15 protein-coding genes are annotated in these 16,417 nt (G+C 71.2%); 10 read left to right on the top strand and 5 right to left on the bottom strand.

All coding sequences use genetic code 11. The annotated features are described in order from the left end of the window. Positions 1 to 22 precede the first annotated feature (22 nt). From AB0K05_RS07790 to AB0K05_RS07770, 5 genes are all read left to right on the top strand, one after another. Positions 23 to 979 (top strand): sugar ABC transporter permease, encoded by a 957-nt coding sequence (locus AB0K05_RS07790; protein WP_148032449.1) that lies wholly within the window; start codon positions 23 to 25, stop codon positions 977 to 979. Beyond that, positions 976 to 1,827, top strand: coding sequence for a carbohydrate ABC transporter permease (locus tag AB0K05_RS07785; RefSeq protein WP_148032450.1), 852 nt, complete (start codon positions 976 to 978; stop codon positions 1,825 to 1,827). Before AB0K05_RS07790 ends, AB0K05_RS07785 begins: the two co-directional genes overlap by 4 nt. Continuing rightward, positions 1,824 to 3,233, top strand: a complete 1,410-nt coding sequence (locus tag AB0K05_RS07780) for a GH1 family beta-glucosidase (protein ID WP_148032451.1) — start codon at positions 1,824 to 1,826, stop codon at positions 3,231 to 3,233. The genes AB0K05_RS07785 and AB0K05_RS07780 overlap by 4 nt, the downstream gene beginning before the upstream one ends. Continuing rightward, positions 3,214 to 4,212: a LacI family DNA-binding transcriptional regulator gene (locus AB0K05_RS07775; RefSeq protein WP_148032452.1), complete on the top strand. Its 999-nt coding sequence runs from the start codon at positions 3,214 to 3,216 to the stop codon at positions 4,210 to 4,212. The genes AB0K05_RS07780 and AB0K05_RS07775 overlap by 20 nt, the downstream gene beginning before the upstream one ends. A 63-nt stretch (positions 4,213 to 4,275) precedes the next feature. Then, positions 4,276 to 5,313, top strand: coding sequence for a phosphotransferase (locus AB0K05_RS07770; protein ID WP_271280264.1), 1,038 nt, complete (start codon positions 4,276 to 4,278; stop codon positions 5,311 to 5,313). On the opposite strand, the gene AB0K05_RS07765 is transcribed toward AB0K05_RS07770, so the two are convergent. Both AB0K05_RS07765 and AB0K05_RS07760 read right to left on the bottom strand, forming a co-directional pair. After that, positions 5,257 to 7,512, bottom strand: a complete 2,256-nt coding sequence (locus AB0K05_RS07765) for a M64 family metallopeptidase (RefSeq protein ID WP_271280265.1) — start codon at positions 7,510 to 7,512, stop codon at positions 5,257 to 5,259. The genes AB0K05_RS07770 and AB0K05_RS07765 overlap by 57 nt on opposite strands. Before the next feature lie 94 nt (positions 7,513 to 7,606). Further along, complete coding sequence (locus tag AB0K05_RS07760) at positions 7,607 to 8,362, bottom strand: anti-sigma factor (protein ID WP_345483163.1); 756 nt, start codon at positions 8,360 to 8,362, stop codon at positions 7,607 to 7,609. A gap of 154 nt (positions 8,363 to 8,516) precedes the next feature. On the opposite strand from AB0K05_RS07760, the gene AB0K05_RS07755 reads away from it, so the two are divergent. Both AB0K05_RS07755 and AB0K05_RS07750 read left to right on the top strand, forming a co-directional pair. Continuing rightward, a complete protein-coding gene (locus AB0K05_RS07755; protein ID WP_271280020.1) occupies positions 8,517 to 9,851 on the top strand; it encodes a class II 3-deoxy-7-phosphoheptulonate synthase in 1,335 nt (444 codons plus the stop codon). 91 nt (positions 9,852 to 9,942) lie between these two features. After that, positions 9,943 to 10,710: an SAM-dependent methyltransferase gene (locus tag AB0K05_RS07750; RefSeq protein WP_148032459.1), complete on the top strand. Its 768-nt coding sequence runs from the start codon at positions 9,943 to 9,945 to the stop codon at positions 10,708 to 10,710. A 45-nt stretch (positions 10,711 to 10,755) separates the two neighbouring features. Here the strand turns inward: AB0K05_RS07750 and trxA are convergent, their stop codons facing one another. Both trxA and AB0K05_RS07740 read right to left on the bottom strand, forming a co-directional pair. Further along, the gene (gene trxA, locus AB0K05_RS07745) at positions 10,756 to 11,130 is read right to left on the bottom strand and encodes a thioredoxin (RefSeq protein WP_148032460.1); all 375 of its coding nucleotides are present in this window, start codon (positions 11,128 to 11,130) and stop codon (positions 10,756 to 10,758) included. 138 nt (positions 11,131 to 11,268) lie between these two features. Continuing rightward, on the bottom strand, positions 11,269 to 12,960 hold the full coding sequence (locus AB0K05_RS07740; protein WP_364227572.1) for an ExeM/NucH family extracellular endonuclease: 1,692 nt from the start codon (positions 12,958 to 12,960) through the stop codon (positions 11,269 to 11,271). 106 nt (positions 12,961 to 13,066) lie between these two features. On the opposite strand from AB0K05_RS07740, the gene AB0K05_RS07735 reads away from it, so the two are divergent. Then, positions 13,067 to 14,116 (top strand): pentapeptide repeat-containing protein, encoded by a 1,050-nt coding sequence (locus AB0K05_RS07735; RefSeq protein ID WP_219544538.1) that lies wholly within the window; start codon positions 13,067 to 13,069, stop codon positions 14,114 to 14,116. 64 nt (positions 14,117 to 14,180) lie between these two features. Next, complete coding sequence (locus tag AB0K05_RS07730; protein WP_271280022.1) at positions 14,181 to 14,840, top strand: permease prefix domain 1-containing protein; 660 nt, start codon at positions 14,181 to 14,183, stop codon at positions 14,838 to 14,840. Here AB0K05_RS07730 and AB0K05_RS07725 read toward each other — a convergent pair. After that, positions 14,818 to 15,162 (bottom strand): PadR family transcriptional regulator, encoded by a 345-nt coding sequence (locus AB0K05_RS07725; protein WP_364227568.1) that lies wholly within the window; start codon positions 15,160 to 15,162, stop codon positions 14,818 to 14,820. The genes AB0K05_RS07730 and AB0K05_RS07725 overlap by 23 nt on opposite strands. A gap of 87 nt (positions 15,163 to 15,249) precedes the next feature. Here AB0K05_RS07725 and AB0K05_RS07720 point away from each other — a divergent pair, with 87 nt between their 5' ends. Next, positions 15,250 to 16,416, top strand: coding sequence for a cytochrome ubiquinol oxidase subunit I (locus AB0K05_RS07720; protein ID WP_364227565.1), 1,167 nt, complete (start codon positions 15,250 to 15,252; stop codon positions 16,414 to 16,416). Position 16,417 lies beyond the last annotated feature (1 nt).

Here is a 16,417-nt window from a genome sequence, read left to right as displayed (position 1 = left end):
CGATCTGGCTCGAAAGGCTTCCATGACTCTCCAACTCGCGCCGCCGCCCCGGCACGCGTCGCCCAGGCGGGCGAGGCCGAGCAGGCGGGCCGGGCGCTTCGACCTCAGGGGCATGCCCTACCTCCTGGTCTCGCCCTACTTCCTGCTGTTCGCCGTCTTCGGCGTCTTCCCTCTTCTCTACACCCTCTGGCTGTCGCTGCACGACGCCGAGCTGGCCGGCAAGCGGGAGTTCGCCGGCCTCGCGAACTACGCCGAACTGATCGCCGACGCGGAGTTCTGGAACGCGGTGTTCAACACGGTCGGCATGTTCGTGCTGGCCACCGTGCCGCAGATCATCATGGCCCTGGTGCTGGCCAACGCGCTGAACAAGCGCCTGCGCGGCAGGCTGCTGCTGCGCCTGGGCGTGCTGCTGCCGATGGTCACCTCGGTGGTCGCGGTGGCGGTCGTCTTCAGCCAGCTCTACAGCCGTGACTACGGCCTGTTCAACTGGATACTCGGGTTCGCCGGCATCGAGCCGATCGCCTGGCAGAACGAGAAGTGGTCCGCCTGGATCGCCATCGCCACCATGGTCGACTGGCGGTGGACCGGCTACAACGCGATCATCCTGCTCGCCGCCATGCAGACGATCCCCAAGGACCTGTACGAGGCCGCGGCCATCGACGGCGCCTCGGCGCGCCGGCAGTTCTGGCAGATCACGCTGCCGATGCTGCGGCCGACCATCGTGTTCGTCGTCTTCATCTCCACCATCGGCGGCCTGACGCTGTTCACCGAGCCGGTGATGTTCGAGGGCGAGCAGATGATGACCGGCGGCACCACCGGCCAGTACCAGACCGTGGCGATGTTCATCGTCGAGGCCGCCTTCCGCGGCGGGTTCGAGATCGGCTACGCCTCGGCCGCCGCCTGGCTGCTGTTCGTGCTGATCCTCTTCGGCACCATGATCAACTACTGGTTCACGCGCCGCATCGGGGGTGCACGATGACCACCAGGCAACCGGTCAACCGGCTGTGGGACGCGGGGGCTCTCACTAAGGTCGTGCTCGCCCTGGCGCTGCTGCTGTCGGCCTATCCCGTCTACTACATGTTCATCATGGCGACGCGGACCAACGACGACGCGCTCGACACCCCGCCGCCGATGTTGCCGGGCGGCCATCTGGGCGAAAACGTCGAGCGGCTGCTCGCCACCGAGGACGCCTACTTCCTCACCGGCCTCATCAACTCGGCGATCGTGGCGACGACGGTGACCGTGTCGGTGGTGTTCATCTCCACCCTGGCCGGCTTCGCCTTCTCCAAGCTGCGCTTCCGCGGCTCGAAGATCCTGCTCGGGCTGATCCTGGTCACCATGATGGTGCCGCTGCAGCAGATGGGCATCGTGCCGTTGTACGAGCTCATGGTGACGCTCGGCTGGACCGGCCAGCTCCAGGCGGTGATCCTGCCGTTCCTGGTCAACGGGTTCGGCGTGTTCATGATGACCCAGTACGCCTCCCAGGCGGTGCCGGACGAGCTGGTCGAGGCGGCCAGGGTCGACGGGGCGTCAACACTGGGCATCTATCGCAAGGTCATCCTGCCCGCGCTCCGGCCGGGCATGGCGGTGCTCGCGCTGCTGGTGTTCATGCAGACGTGGAACGAGTTCATGTGGCCGCTCATCGTGCTGCTGCCGGAGAACCCGGTGGTGCAGACCTCGATCGCGGCGCTGAACCAGGCCCACGGCACCGACTACGTGATGCTGTTCACCGGCACCGCCGCCTCGGTACTCCCTCTCTTCGTAGTTTTCGTACTGTTCGGCCGTCAGATCGTGGGCGGCCTGATGGAAGGTGCGGTCAAGGCGTGACGACTCAGGAGGAACAGACCCGCTCCGAGCTGCGATTCCCTACCGGGTTCGCGTGGGGCGCGGCAACCTCGGCCTATCAGATCGAGGGCGCGGTGACGGCGGACGGCCGCGGCACGTCGATCTGGGACACGTTCACCAAGACGCCGGGCAGGGTGGTGGGCGGCGAACACGCGGACGTCGCCATCGACCACTACAACCGCTACCGCGACGACGTACGGATCATGGCGGATCTGGGTCTGAGCGCCTACCGCTTCTCGGTGTCCTGGCCGCGCGTGCAGCCGGACGGATCCGGGGCCGTCAACCAGAAAGGGCTGGACTTCTACAAGCGCCTGGTCGACGAGCTGCTGTCGCACGGGATCGACCCGTGGCTGACGCTCTACCACTGGGACCTGCCGCAGGCCCTGGAGGACAGAGGCGGCTGGCCGGCCAGGGACACGGCGCTGCGCTTCGCCGACTACGCGGCGATCGTGCACGAAGCGCTGCACGACAGGGTGCACACGTGGAGCACCGTCAATGAGCCGTGGTGCGCGGCCTTCCTCGGATACGCCTCGGGTGAGCATGCTCCGGGACGCCGCGAGCCCGAGAACGCCATCCGGGCCGCGCACCACTTGAACCTCGCCCATGGACTAGGGGTCCAGGCCATGGGCGCGCGCCGGGTGGGAGGTTGCGTGAACCTTTACGCGATCACCCCGGCCACGGCCAGCGAGGCGGACCAGGACGCGGCACGTCGCATCGACGGGCTGCAGAACCGGTTCTTCCTCGACGCGCTGCTGACCGGCCGCTATCCGCAGGACGTCCTCGACGACCTGCGGATGGACCTGGCCTTCATCGAGGACGGCGACCTGAAGACCATCAACGCGCCGATCGACGTGCTGCTGGTCAACTACTACAGCCGGTTCACGGTGTCCGGGGCGCCGGGCGGCAGGGCCTCGGCGGCGGCGGCGCCGACCGACTCGGCCTCGCCCTGGGTGGGCAGCGAGCACGTCTCGTTCGTGAACGGCGGCCGCCCGGTCACCGCGATGGGCTGGGAGATCGACGAGGACGGCCTGGTGGAGGTGCTCGCCAGGGTGGCGCGCGACTACCCGCGGATCCCGCTGGTCGTCTCGGAGAACGGCGCCGCGTTCGAGGACGTCCTGGCCGACGGCCGGGTGCGCGACGAGGAGCGGCGGGCCTACTTCGAGGCCCACCTGGGCGCCTGCCGCGAGGCGATCGACGCCGGAGTGCCGCTGGAGGGCTATTTCGCCTGGTCGCTCATGGACAACTTCGAGTGGGCCTGGGGCTACGGCAAGCGCTTCGGCATCGTCCGGGTCGACTACGAGACGCAGGAGCGGCTGCCCAAGGACAGCGCGACATGGTATGCCGAGATCATCCGGCAGAATAGGAACCATGAACCGACCGACTCTTGAGGCAGTCGCCGCCCGGGCCGGGGTCGGCCGAGGCACGGTGTCGAGAGTCATCAACGGCTCCCCCAATGTGAGCCAGCGAGCGCGCGACGCGGTGCAGGCGGCGATCCAGGAGCTGGGCTACGTCCCCAACCGGGCGGCCCGCACCCTGGTGACCCGCCGCACCGACACCGTCGCGCTGGTCGTCTCCGAGTCCGAAGGCCGGCTCTTCGACGAGCCCTACTTCGCCGGCACGATCCGGGGCATCGGCTCGGCGCTGTCGGAGACCGGCCTGCAACTCCTGCTGGCCATGGCGCGCACCCCCCAGGAGCACGCCAGGCTGCAGCACTACCTGACGGGGCAGCACGTCGACGGCGTGCTGCTCCTGTCACTGCACGGCGCCGACCCGCTGCCGGGCAGGCTGGAGGCGATGGGCGTGCCGACCGTGCTGGGCGGCCGCCCCGTCGGCCTGTCCCCCTACAGCTACGTCGACATGGACAACAGGGCAGGGGCCCGGCAGGCGGTCAAACACCTGCTGGGCCTCGGCCGCACCCGCATCGCCGCCATCGCCGGCTCGCAGGACATGGGCGTGGGCGTCGACCGGCTGGCGGGCTACCGCGACGCGCTGCTGCCTTCCGGCTTTCCCGAGCTGGTCGCGTACGGCGACTTCTCCGAGGAGAGCGGGGAGGCGGCGATGGCCGAGCTGCTGGCCGCCCATCCCGACCTCGACGCGGTGTTCGCCGCCTCCGACCCGATGGCGCTGGGCGCGGTCCGGGTGCTGAAGGCGGCGGGCCGGGCGATCCCCGGCGACGTGGCGGTGATCGGGTTCGACGACTCGAAGGCCGCCCTGCACGCCGACCCGCCGCTGACGACCGTCCACCAGCCGACGGAGGCGATGGGCCGCCAGATGGCGCTGCTGCTGGTGGCCCGCATCAACGGCGAGGAGCTGCGCCAGCCGGTCGTGATCCTCGACACCCACCTGGTGCGGCGCGAGTCGGCCTGAGGCGCGGCCCGGAAAAGCGCGGATGGGCTTGGTACGGCGGGAGCCGGTCTGAGGAGGGCGCGGGTGGACAGCAGGACCAAGCGCCGCTTATCGCGGCAGGAGCTCGACGCGCTGGCCCGCAGGGCGCTCGGCGCGGGCGTGCTCGATCACGCCGAGCTGACCGACGGCTTCGCGAACGCGGTGTGGCGGCTGCGCCTGGACGACGGCCGCGACGTGGTCTGCAAGCTGTCGCCGCCGCCGGAGCTCGACCAGCTGAGCTACGAGCGCGATCTGCTGCGGACGGAGGCGGCGGCCTGCGAGCTGGCCGCGGCGGCGGGCGTGCCGGTGGCGGCGCTGCTGCGGGCCGGGTTCGACGACCCGGTGCTGGGCGGCGACTACCTCATGCTGGCGGCGCTCGACGGCGTCTCCTGGAACCACGTCTCACGGCACGACGGCGCCCTGGGCGAGGGCTCTCCGAAGGTCACGCCCGAGGACGAGGCGAGGCTCCGCCGCGAGCTGGGCCGCCTCCTGGCCCGGCTGAACGCGGTCACCGGCCCCGTGTTCGGCTACCCGCACGCCGGGATCACCGGCTCGACCTGGCGCGAGGCGTACCTCGCCATGGTCGACGCGCTGCTCGGCGACACCGTCCGCTACCCGACGGCGCTGCCCGCGCCGGTGCCGCGCATCCGCGCGCTGCTGGCGGCGGCCGCGCCCGCGCTCGACGAGGTGACCACGCCCCACCTGGTCCACTTCGACATCTGGCCGGGCAACGTGTTCCTGGACCTGTCGGGGCCGCCCCGCATCCAGGCGATCATCGACCACGAGCGGGCGTTCTGGGGCGACCCGCTGGCCGAGTTCATCACCCCGACGATCTTCGCCGAGCTGCGTGAGGACGACCCGCTGGTGGCGGGCTACCGTGAGGTGACCCCGTTCGAGCTCACCCCGGCCGCGCGCGTACGGCTCGACCTGTACCGGGCGTACCTCTACCTGATCCTGCTGGTGGAGAACGGCCCCCGGCAGTATCCGGAGGCCGAGTACGCCCGCGTGCGCGACCAGGCCACGGCCTCACTCGCCGAGGTGCTGGACCGCCTCGTACCTCTCGCCCCCGGCACCGTCGCGTAGCTCGCGGCACTGCCCGGCGCCCGCTCCGCGCAGCGCGTTGGGCACGCCCAGGTCGGCGGGCGCGGGCGTGTTGCCGGTGCAGGCGAGCGCGCCCCTGACGGTGCTGCCCGACAGGACCGGCGCGTCGTTCCCGGTGAGCAGGACGGCGCCGCGCACGTCGGCGGAGACGATGTGCAGCGAGCCGGTGCGGTCGGCGCTGAACGCGCCGTCCAGACGGGCGCCGAGCAGGTGCACGGCGGCGGCCTCCGACGCGGTGAGCGTGCCGGTGACGCGCCCGCCGGTGACCACGAGGGACGCGCCGCGCCCCACGACGACCGGGCCGGTCACGCGGGCGCCGTCCAGGCAGGTGACGCCGCCGGTGACGGCCAGCGGCCCGCGGTGCTCGCCGGTGATCGTGCGGGTGCAGGCGGGCGGCGGCGCGATCGTGGTGACGGTGAACTCCCCCGGCGCGCCGTGGTTGCCGGCCGCGTCGATCGAGCGGTACTCGACCGTGTGCCGGCCGCGCGGCAGCTTGCCGAAGACGAGGTGGTCGATGACGGTGCCGTCCTCGCTGAACGTCCACGGCAGCTCGGATGAGGTGGGCCAACCGAAGTAGTTGAACCAGCCGTCTCCGTCCACCCGTGACTCCGGCACCACGTGGCCGTCGCGGTCGTCGGCGCCGGTGAGCCGCATGGTGAACGGGCCGTTGTAGACGTAGGTGTCGCCCGCCCGGGCCAGCGGCTCCGACAGCTCGTAGGCGGTGGTGGGCGGGGTGGCGTCGACCGTCCAGGTGAGGGTGTCGCCGCCGAGCGAGGCGGTCAGCTCGTGGGCGCCGGCGCTCAGGGCGAGCGCGCCCAGGTCGAGGTCGGTGCCGGAGCCGCCGACGCGCTCGCCGTCGAGCCGCCAGGTGACCTCGGGCACGGTCGCGACCGGGTGGGTGGTCTCCACGTACACGACCTCGTCCCTGCCGACCGGCCGGTGCACCGGGGTGGAGGAGACGAACCCCGGCTCGACGCCGTCCGGCGGGGTGGTGAGCGAGGTGTCCACGGTCCAGGTACGGGTGCGCGTCATGGAGTCGCGGACGGCGGGGTCGCGGACGAAGTCCGTCGGGTCGGTGACCGTGGCGGTGACGGTGTGCGTGCCGGGGGCCAGGCCGAGGGTGCGCAGGTCGAGGGCGTCGCGGTCGCCGTCCAGTTCCTCGCCGTCGACCGTCCAGGTGGTGACCAGGCCGTGGCTGACGGGGCGCATCGGCTCGGCCCAGAGCACCCGGTCGGCGCCGACCGGGGCGCCGGTGGGCGTGGCGTCCTGGATGACCATGGTCTTGGCGGTGATCCGCTCGGTCATGACCTCGCGGCCGACCTGGTCGAAGTAATAGCCGAGGCTCTTCATGATCGAGTGGGCGCTGGGCCGCCACACGCCGGTGCCCGCGTACAGGCCGCCCTCGTAGCGGGCGATCGGGCCGCCCGACTCGCTGGGCTCGCCCAGCCAGCGCCACCACTTCGCGCGCCGGTCGAGCATCTCCCGCTCGGTCAGCAACGTGTGATGGGCCGAGTCCGGCTCCCGGCCGGTGTATGGGCCGCCGGGGACACCGCGCTGGTAGTAGTCGTACTCGTCCTGCAGCCCGCCCAGCGAGTGGCCCAGCTCGTGCGGGCTGATCAGGGCGGACATGGCGTTGCTGCCGGAGGCGGTCGCGTACGCGCCGCCCGCTCCCCCGTACGTGCCGCTGTTGCCCAGGGCGAGGATCTGGCGGTTGGCGGAGGAGGTGCCGGTGACCAGGTTCGCGTAGCGGGTGGCGGCGGTGTTGTCCATGGTGATGAGGCGCTGGACGCTGCCGGGGTTGCAGCGGCCCCAGAATCCCATGCTGAGCGGGGTGGTCCTGCGCGGCGAGGACAGGCCGGGGTCGCAGCTGATGCCGGACTCGCCGGAGACGATGTCGATCCGGTAGACGTTCAGGTAGTTCCGGTAGGACTTGAACGGCTCGATGGACCACATCACGTTGAGGTGGCGGTCCACGTCCTGGCGGAACTTCTCCTGTTCCGCCCCGGTGTAGCCGTCTCCCATGACGATCAGGTTGAACCGCTTCTCCGGCGCGCCCGTCACCTGGACGGGCACCACGGTCGCCGCGCCCGGCTCCGCCGCGTCGGCGAGCACTCCTCCGGCCGGGGACACGCCCAGGACGGCGGCGGCGAGCATCATCACCAGCACCGCTAAGATCCGCATGCACCGCACTATCCGCCAGAAAACGCGTCTCGTCTTCACCTTTCATGGTCACAACTCGGGCTGGGGTTCCCCGCGGCCTGGGCGACGGTCCGGCTCAGGCCGCGGGAAGCTCGGCGAACAGGATGGGGCGGGTGGTCGGCCGGTCGGAGCCGCCCGCGGGCTCGACGGTGAGGCCGAGGCGGACGTCGTCGCGGAGGTCGGCGACGACGGGCGCGGTGAGGCCGTCCTCCCCCCGGTCGAGCAGCCCGGCCGGGCGGACGCCGTCCGGGTTCATCAGCCACAGAGCGTAGACCTTGGACGGCGGCAACTCCGGCATTCCCGATGAAGTGAACAGTATCCGTCCCCGCTCGCGGGAGACGACGGCGACGCCGGTGCCGCCCGAGGCGATGCGGTGCCGTACCGTACGGGCGTCCGGGGCGGCCAGGACGGCGGCCACCTCCGTGACCAGCGCGCCGTGCCCGGCCCGCAGGTCGCCCAGGTCGCGGCGGGCGTCGAAGGCGACCACGCCGAGCGCGACGGCGGCGGCCGCGGACACGGCGGCGAGCCCCGCCACCGCCTTGGCCCGCCACCCGCGCCGCGAGGAAAGGACGTCGGCACGCGGAGTCCGGTCCGCCGCCGGGCGGACCGTGTCGTGCCGCCGGTGGGCGGCGGTCAGGACGCGGGGGCGCAGGGAGGCGGGCGGCGGGGTGGCGACGGCGAGGGCCAGGCGGGCGGCCGTCTCCCGGAGGCGGCTCACCTCGGACGGGCAGGTGCGGCAGCTCGACAGGTGCTCCTCGAACGACGCCACGTCGGCCGGCGGCAACGCGTGCGCGGCGTAGGCGCCGGACAGGGCGTGGAGTTCGTCGTCCATGTCCACTCCCGAGGTGGTGAGAGGCGGCTCACACCCGGTGATTCGGGCGCTCGGCGCTCATGGATGCCGTCAAGCTTTGACCGCCTTCTCACAACGTGGACATGGAGGTCGGCCAGAGGGATCCGGTGGAATACCCTCGTATCTCGTGAGCGCATTGAGCAATTCGCTGAATCTCGATTCCTGGCGAGCCCTGTCCGCGGCCCAGCAGCCTGACTGGCCTGAGCGCGACGAGCTCGAGAAGGTCGTCGCCGAGCTCGGCGGCCTGCCCCCGCTGGTCTTCGCGGGAGAGTGTGACCAGCTCAAGGAGGAGCTGGCGGCCGTCACCCGGGGCGAGGCGTTCGTCCTGCAGGGCGGCGACTGCGCCGAGACGTTCGCCGGCGCCACGGCCGACAACGTGCGCAACAAGCTCAAGACGCTGCTGCAGATGGCGATCGTGCTCACCTACGCGGGCAAGGTGCCGGTGGTCAAGATCGGCCGGCTCGCCGGCCAGTTCGCCAAGCCGCGGTCCAAGGGCACCGAAGTGCGCGACGGCGTGGAGCTGCCCGCCTACCGGGGCGACATGGTCAACGGGTTCGACTTCACCCCCGAGTCGCGCAGGCCCGACCCGTGGCGGCTGCTCAAGGCCTACCACTCCTCGGCGGTGACGCTCAACCTCGCCCGGGCGTTCACCAAGGGCGGCTACGCCGACCTGCGCCAGGTGCACGCCTGGAACCAGGACTTCGTGGCCGGGTCGCCGGCCGGTCAGCGCTACGAGCGGCTGGCCCGCGAGATCGACCAGGCGCTGGCCTTCATGCGGGCCTGCGGGGCCGAGCCGGAGGAGTTCCAGTCGGTGGAGTTCTACTCCTCCCACGAGGCGCTGATCCTCGACTACGACCAGGCGCTCACCCGCATCGACTCGCGCACGGGCCTGCCCTACGACGTGTCGGCGCACATGGTCTGGATCGGCGAGCGCACCCGCCAGCTCGACGGCGCGCACGTGGAGTTCTTCTCCAGGATCCGCAACCCGATCGGCGTCAAGCTGGGCCCGTCCACCTCCCCTGACGACGCGCTGGCGCTGGTGGAGAAGCTCAACCCGGACAACGTGCCGGGGCGGCTCACGTTCGTCACGCGGATGGGCGCGTCCAAGATCCGCGAGCATCTGCCGCCGCTGGTCAAGGAGGTCACGGCCGCGGGCGCGCAGGTGGCCTGGGTGTGCGACCCGATGCACGGCAACACCTTCGAGGCCCCGAGCGGCCACAAGACCCGGCGCTTCGACAACGTGCTCGACGAGGTGGCCGGGTTCTTCGAGGTGCACCGCGCGCTCGGCACTCATCCTGGCGGCATCCACATCGAGTTCACCGGCGACGACGTGACCGAGTGCGTCGGCGGCGGCCACGAGATCGCCGAGGGCGACCTGGCGACCCGCTACGAGACGGCCTGCGACCCGCGGCTCAACCGGAGCCAGTCGCTCGATCTGGCCTTCCGGGTGGCCGAGCTGTACCGCGGCTGAGTAACTCTCACCTTTCCGGGCCATCGCCGAGCGGTGGCCCGGAACATCTTCTATGATCAGCGGCTAAAGGCCGGGAATATTGGGAGATGTGGTGGACAGAGCTCCAGATGGCGTCGATCCGAACGTGCCCAACGTCGCGAGGATGTACGACTACTACCTCGACGGCAAGGACAACTTCGCGGCGGATCGGGAGGCGGCCGAGCGCATCCTGAAGCTGTTCCCCAACACCAAGACCTCGGCCGCGGTCAACCGCGGTTTCCTGCGCAGGGCCGTACGCCTGGTGACCGAGAACGGTGTCGACCAGATCGTGGACCTGGGGGCGGGGTTGCCGACCCAGGGCAACACGCACGAGATCGCGGTGGGCTCGCGGGTGGTGTACGTCGACAACGACCCGGTGGTGTGCACGCACGGCCGGGCGCTGCTGGCGCGCGGCGACGACGTCGACTTCCTCCAGGGTGACGCGCGCAAGCCGGATGAGCTGCTGGAGCAGCTCAAGCCCTTGATCGATTTCGACCGGCCGGTCGCGTTCATGATGCTGACGATCCTCCACTTCCTGTCGGACGAGGAGGCGTTCGGGCTCATCGCCCGGCTGCGCGAGGTCAGCGTGCCCGGCAGCCACCTGGTGATCAGCCACGCGATCGACGACAACACCGATCTCACGCCGCAGGCGCTCGAGGTCTACAAGCAGTCCACGGCGGCGCTCAACCTGCGCACGCACGAGGAGATCCTGCGCTTCTTCGAGGGCTACGAGCTGCTGGAGCCCGGCCTGGTGGACCCGAAGGACTGGCGCCCGGACGACGAGCTGGCCGCCTCGGGACGGCGCAGCCCGGGATACGCGGGCGTCGGCCGCAAGGCCTAAAAAGCACGGCGGCCCCGCCCGAGGGCGGGGCCGTGCCGGAGTGGGTCAGTTCTTCTGGGCGTTCTTGAGCTCCTTGTCGAGCTCCGCCCTGATCTCGTCCATGTCGAGCGCGCGCACCTGACGGATCAGGTCGTCGAGGGCCGGCGCGGGAATGGCGCCGGGCTGCGCGAAGACCACGATGCCGTCGCGGATGGCCATCAGGGTCGGGATCGACCTGATCTCGAAGCCCTGCGCGAGCGCCTGCTCCTGGTCGGTGTCGATCTTGCCGAACGTGATGTCCTCGTGCTTCTCGGAGGCCTTCTCAAAGATCGGGCCGAACATCTTGCAAGGACCGCACCACTCCGCCCAGAAGTCGAGCAGGACGATCCCCTTGTCGGCGATGTCGTTGAAGTTGGTCTCGGTTACTTCGATGGTCGCCACAAGTGGCTCCTCTGACGTCGGTCCGCTTCCGGTGATTGTCTCCGTGACAACCACGTACCCCTCACCAGCATTCCATGCTCCGGGCCGGGCCGCGCGCACGCGGCCCGGCCAGGGGACGGGCACGGGGACGGGCGCGGCTCAGCGGCCGGGCAGGGTGAGGCCGACGACCAGGGGGTCGTGGTCGGAGGACCGGTAGGCGTCCGGCCGGTAGAGGTGCGGCGGGTTGAACTCGGTGTTGTAGTCGCGGATGCGCGGCTCGTCCGCGTTGACGTGCCAGATGGCCGCGCTGGTGACGCGCCTGAGCAGCTGCTTGCTCGCCATCATGTGGTCGAGCTCGCCGGCCAGCCCGTCGAAGAGGTAGCTGTAGCGCAGCGGGGCGGGCACGTACCGCTTGGTGAGGCTGGTGAGGCCGCCCGCTTCGAGGGCCTCGATCGGGTCCTCCTCGCCGTAGGCGTTGAGGTCGCCGAGCACCAGCGGGGCCGGCAGGTCCTCGATGAGGCCGAGCAGCGCCTGTGCCTGCGCCACCCGGGTGGGGTTCCAGCAGCCCTGGCCGTCGCCCTGGTCGGCGTCGGGCCCGCTGTCAGGGCAGGAGCCCTTGGACTTGAGGTGGTTGACCACCATCGTGAACGGCTGGCCGCCGTGCTTGCGACGGAAGCTCTGGACGAGCGGCGGGCGGCTGAACACCGGGTCCTCTGATGAGCGGGCCTGACCCACCGGGGTCAGCTTGCCCGGCTTGTAGATGAGCCCGACCTGGATCGCGTCGGTGCCCGGGTAGGGGTGGGTGAGCGCCGCGTACGTGCCCGCGCCCATCTCGGCGTTGACCGCGTCGACCAGGGCCTGCAGGGCGGTCTGGCCGTTGTTCTCGACCTCCATGAGGCCGACGGCGTCGGCGTTGAGTCCCTTGAGCGCGGAGACGAGCTTGGCGAGCTGGCGCTGCTGCTCCTCGGCGGTGCTCGCGCCGCGCGAGCCGATCGTGGTGAACCAGTTGAGCGTGTTGAAGGAGGCCACCGTGACGTTGCCGATCACCGGGAACGGCCGGGGCAGGCGCGGGTTGGTGCTCTGGTAGCGGATCGGCTCGGTGGGCTGCAGCCGGTAGCGGTCGAAGCCGTAGCCGAGCACGCCGGTGATGCCGGTGGCGCTGTCCCCGGCGCGCACGACGGGCGGCAGCGTGGCCGGGTTCTGCTGGTTGGAGCCGTCGTCGACGAGCAGGGAGCGGCGGGCGTTGTCGTCGGCGGTCACGCCCGGCCGGTCGGTCGGCTGGTAGAGCCTGCCGCCGGAGGACAGCGTGACCTCGCCGAAGCGGCCCAGGTTGTAGTTGTCGTTGACGGTCAGCCGCTGGGGGAAGGTGAGCAGCATGTTCTCCACCGGCTCCAGGTCGGCGCTGGGCAGCCGGTGGCGCTGTGGCGCGATGGAGCCGGTGCCGCACACGTCGACGGCGGTGACGGGCGACAGCTCGGTCCAGCCGTTGAACTCGATCGCCCGGCCGGTGACGAGCACGCGGTCGCCGACCTTGACGTCCTTGAAGGACTCGCGGGCGAAGGCGAACAGCGCGTCGGAGGTGGCCGGATCGGCGTCCGGCGTCGGGTCCTGCAGGAAGAAGCCGCTGAGCTGGTCGGTGCGCTGGAAGTCGGCGGTGACCACGCCCTCGACGCGGACGGTCTGCCCGGCGAGCGGGGTGGCGGCGCCGCTGCCCTGGACCTCGGCGATCTCCCGGTCGGGCGGGGTGTCGCAGGGGCCGGCGGGCGTCGCGGCGGCGGGGGCCGACAGGAGGCCGGCGGTGAGTGCGGCCGCGGTGATCGCGGCCCAGGAAGCCCGGGGTAAAGCATGCATAAGCCGCACTCTAGAGCCAGGGTCCGTGACAGGTGTCTACAGAGATGTGACCTCAAGCTTCCATCGCCGAACCTTGACAGTGCGGCCCACCGGGTATGAGCAGGGCATGGACTGGGTCACCTGCGCGCAATCGGCGGCCTGCACAGGGATCGCCCGCCGGCCGTACGGCCTCTGCCTCGCCCACCTCTCCCCCGACCAGGTCTCCGCCGTGCTGGCGGGCATGGCTCCGGGCCGGCTGCTCGACCTGCGCGGCACGACGCTCAGCGGCGACCTGCTGGGCAGGGTCGTGGAGGCCACCCTCGGCCGGCCCGGTCGCGCCCGGCTCGACCGCGCCCGCTTCACCGGCGACGTGCGGCTGGCGGGGGTGACGTTCACGGGCGACGTGTCGCTCGACGGCGCCCGGTTCGAGCGGCTCGCGTCGTTCTTCGGCGCCCGCTTCGAGGGCAACGTGTCGCTGGCGAGCGCCAGGTTCGCCAGGGAGCTGTCGTTCCACGGGGTGACGGTGCGCGGGCACGCCTCGCTCGACGGGGCGGTGATGACCAGGGACGCGCTGTTCAGCCAGGCGGTGTTCGAGCACGGGCTGTCCTGCGAGGCCGCCAGGTTCGAGGGGTACGCGACGTTCGACGGGGCCCGGATGGGCGAGGCGGCGCACTTCCGCGGCGCCCGGTTCGGCCGCACGCTCTCGTTCCGCAAGGTGAGCGGCAGCGCCGGGTTCGACTCGGTGCGCTTCGCCGCCGACGCCTACCTGTCGGCCACCGGCAGGTTCTCGGCCACGCGGGCGCAGGCGGGTGGCACCCTGGACCTGGCCGTCCGCGGGTGCGGGGTCGACCTGCGGCGGCTGGTGGTGGCGGGGGCCACGACGGTGCGGCTGACCGACTCGCAGGCCGACCTGGAGGGCGCGGTCCTGCGCGGCCCCGCGACGGTCACCGGCGGCGGCACGTCCACGCTGACGTCGCTGCGCGAGGTGGACGCGGCCAGCCTGGCCTTGACGGGGCTCGACCTGTCGGCCTGCCTCTTCACCGGGCTGGCGCACCCGGCGGGGGTGCGGCTGAAGGAGTGCACGTTCGCGCTCACCCCGCGCGGCATGCGGGTGAGCATGCGCCTGCCCATGCTGCGCTGGTTCTCCCGCCGCCGCGCGCCGGCGCAGCACGGCTAGCGTGACCGCATATCAGGGAGATCCCCGATGGGGGCCCGGGGTGCCGCTTCGTAGACTTGAGTCCATGCTCATCGACGACTACGTGACCGAGCTGCGCCGGTCCCTGTCGGGTCCGTACGGGCCGAAACATGACCTGGTCGTCGAGGCGCGCGACAGTCTGGTCGACTGCGCCGAGGCCTACGAGGCCGAAGGGCTGCGCCGGGCCGACGCGGAGCGGCGGGCGGTCGAGGAGTTCGGGCCGGTCCAGGAGGTGGCGCCGGGCTACCAGGAGGAGCTGACCGCTTCGGCGGGGCGCAGGCTGGGGCTGTTGCTGTTCGTCAGCGTGCCGGCGACCGTGCTGGCGTGGGGCCTGGTCTGGAACTTCGCGCCCGCCGATCCGGTCGTGTGGGAGAGCCGGCCGAGCTGGTTCATGCCCGCTTCCCGGCTGCTCGACGTCATCCAGCTCGCCACCGGCCTGTACGGCGGGCTCGCGCTGCTGGCGCTGGGCCGGGGCGCCCGCTGGATCCCGAAGGCGCGGCTGGTGACGCGCTCGCTCGGCCTGGCGGTCTGGCTGATGCTGCCGCTGACCTCGCTGCTCGGCCTGGTGCTCTCGCAGGGCTCGTACGTGTCGGCGAGCATGGGGCTCTCCCTTCCCGTCGTCCTCGCCAACCTGATGACCTACGCCTGCGCCGGGCTGCAGCTCTACTGCGCGACCCGGTGCGTCAGGCTGACCCGGAGGGCCTGACCTCCCCGGGCCCCAGCACGCTCCCGATGGCGCTGGTGAACGCCTGCCAGGCCGACCGCTCCCCCTCCAGCTGTTTCCTGCCGGAGTCGGTGAGCCGGTAGGTGCGCCGCCTGCGCCCGCCCACCGTCGCCCACTCGCTCGCCAGGTGGCCGGTGCGCTCCAGCCTGCGCAGCGCCGGGTAGACGGTGCCGGTCGGCACGTTGAGCGCTCCCCCGCTCCGCTCCTGCAGGGCCTCGATGATGGCGTAGCCGTGCAGCGGCTCCCGCTCCAGCACGGAGAGCAGCAGAGCGTCCATGTGGCCGCGCAGCGCGTCGGGGTTCATGGCAACGATCCTAAGCACCGTCTCGCATGTAGGCAGTCTACATGTAGGCTGTCTATATGTAGACAGGCACAACGACGGAGTGGAGAGATGGACGCACTCGATCTGGCCCGCTTACAGTTCGCCCTGACGGGGAGCCTGCACTTCCTGTTCGTCGTGCTCACGCTCGGGCTGGCGCCGCTGGTGGCGATCATGAACACCCGGTGGGCGCGCACCGGCAGGCCGCTGTTCGAGCGGATGACCCGCTTCTGGGGGCAGATCTACGTCATCAACTACGCCCTGGGCATCGTCACCGGCCTGGTGATGGAGTTCCAGTTCGGCCTGTCCTGGAGCGGTCTGTCCCACTACGCGGGCGACGTGTTCGGGGCGCCGCTGGCCATGGAGACGCTGGTGGCGTTCTTCCTGGAGTCGACGTTCCTGGGGCTGTGGATCTTCGGCTGGGGGCGGCTGCCGAAGTGGGCGCACGTGGCCTGCATCTGGGCGGTCACCGCGACCGCGTACGCCAGCGCGTTCTTCATCATGGTGGCCAACTCGTTCCTGCAGAACCCGGCCGGAGCGGTGGACGCGGGCGACCGGCTGGCCCTGGTGGACGCCGGCGCGCTGTTCACCAACAAGACGCTGGTGTTCGCGCTGCCGCACGTCCTGGGCGCCGGGCTGTTCACCGGGGCGATGGTGCTCGTCGGGGCCAGCGCCTACCAGTTGCGGCGGCGCACCCACGAGCAGGAGTTCTTCACCAGGTCGATGAAGACGGGGATCGTGACCGCGGCCGTCGGCATCACGCTGACCGTGGCGTACGGCTACGCCCAGTTCGGCGGGATCCAGGACGGCAAGTTCGACGACAACCCGGCCGCCGCGGTGCCGCTGGGGCTGATGATGGAGGGCGGCAACCTGCTGTCCATGGTGGTGCTGCTCTTCATGCTGCCGCTGATCAGGAAGCTGCCGCGCTGGCGGTGGGCGCATCCCCTGCTGATGGCGCTGACGCCGGTGCCGTTCGTGATGGCCATCCTCGGCTGGCTGGCCAGGGAGCTGGGGCGGCAGCCGTGGATGATCTGGGAGAAGCTGACCGTGGCCGACGCCGTGACGCCGGGGCTCACGACCGGCATGGTCACCGCCTCCCTCACCGGGTTCGTGGCCGTGCTGGGGCTGCTGGCCGTCGTCGACTACGTGCTCATCGCCCGGGTGGTCAGGCGCGGACCGCGCGACCTCGCCCTCGGCGCCACCGCCACCGAACAGCGCTCGCCCGCGCTGAGCCACTAGG

This window comes from Nonomuraea sp. NPDC049486 (assembly GCF_040676925.1).
GTDB lineage: Bacteria > Actinomycetota > Actinomycetes > Streptosporangiales > Streptosporangiaceae > Nonomuraea > Nonomuraea ferruginea.
This window is presented reverse-complemented; position numbering and strand designations above follow the sequence as displayed.

Coding starts and splice junctions, on each gene's coding strand:
- AB0K05_RS07785 (WP_148032450.1), top strand. CDS start 976: ATGACCACCAGGCAACCGGTCAACCGGCTGTGGGACGCGGGGGCTCTC.
- AB0K05_RS07760 (WP_345483163.1), bottom strand. CDS start 8,362: ATGGACGACGAACTCCACGCCCTGTCCGGCGCCTACGCCGCGCACGCG.
- AB0K05_RS07735 (WP_219544538.1), top strand. CDS start 13,067: ATGGACTGGGTCACCTGCGCGCAATCGGCGGCCTGCACAGGGATCGCC.
- AB0K05_RS07720 (WP_364227565.1), top strand. CDS start 15,250: ATGGACGCACTCGATCTGGCCCGCTTACAGTTCGCCCTGACGGGGAGC.
- AB0K05_RS07740 (WP_364227572.1), bottom strand. CDS start 12,960: ATGCATGCTTTACCCCGGGCTTCCTGGGCCGCGATCACCGCGGCCGCA.
- AB0K05_RS07725 (WP_364227568.1), bottom strand. CDS start 15,162: ATGAACCCCGACGCGCTGCGCGGCCACATGGACGCTCTGCTGCTCTCC.
- AB0K05_RS07775 (WP_148032452.1), top strand. CDS start 3,214: ATGAACCGACCGACTCTTGAGGCAGTCGCCGCCCGGGCCGGGGTCGGC.
- AB0K05_RS07790 (WP_148032449.1), top strand. CDS start 23: ATGACTCTCCAACTCGCGCCGCCGCCCCGGCACGCGTCGCCCAGGCGG.
- AB0K05_RS07765 (WP_271280265.1), bottom strand. CDS start 7,512: ATGCGGATCTTAGCGGTGCTGGTGATGATGCTCGCCGCCGCCGTCCTG.
- AB0K05_RS07730 (WP_271280022.1), top strand. CDS start 14,181: ATGCTCATCGACGACTACGTGACCGAGCTGCGCCGGTCCCTGTCGGGT.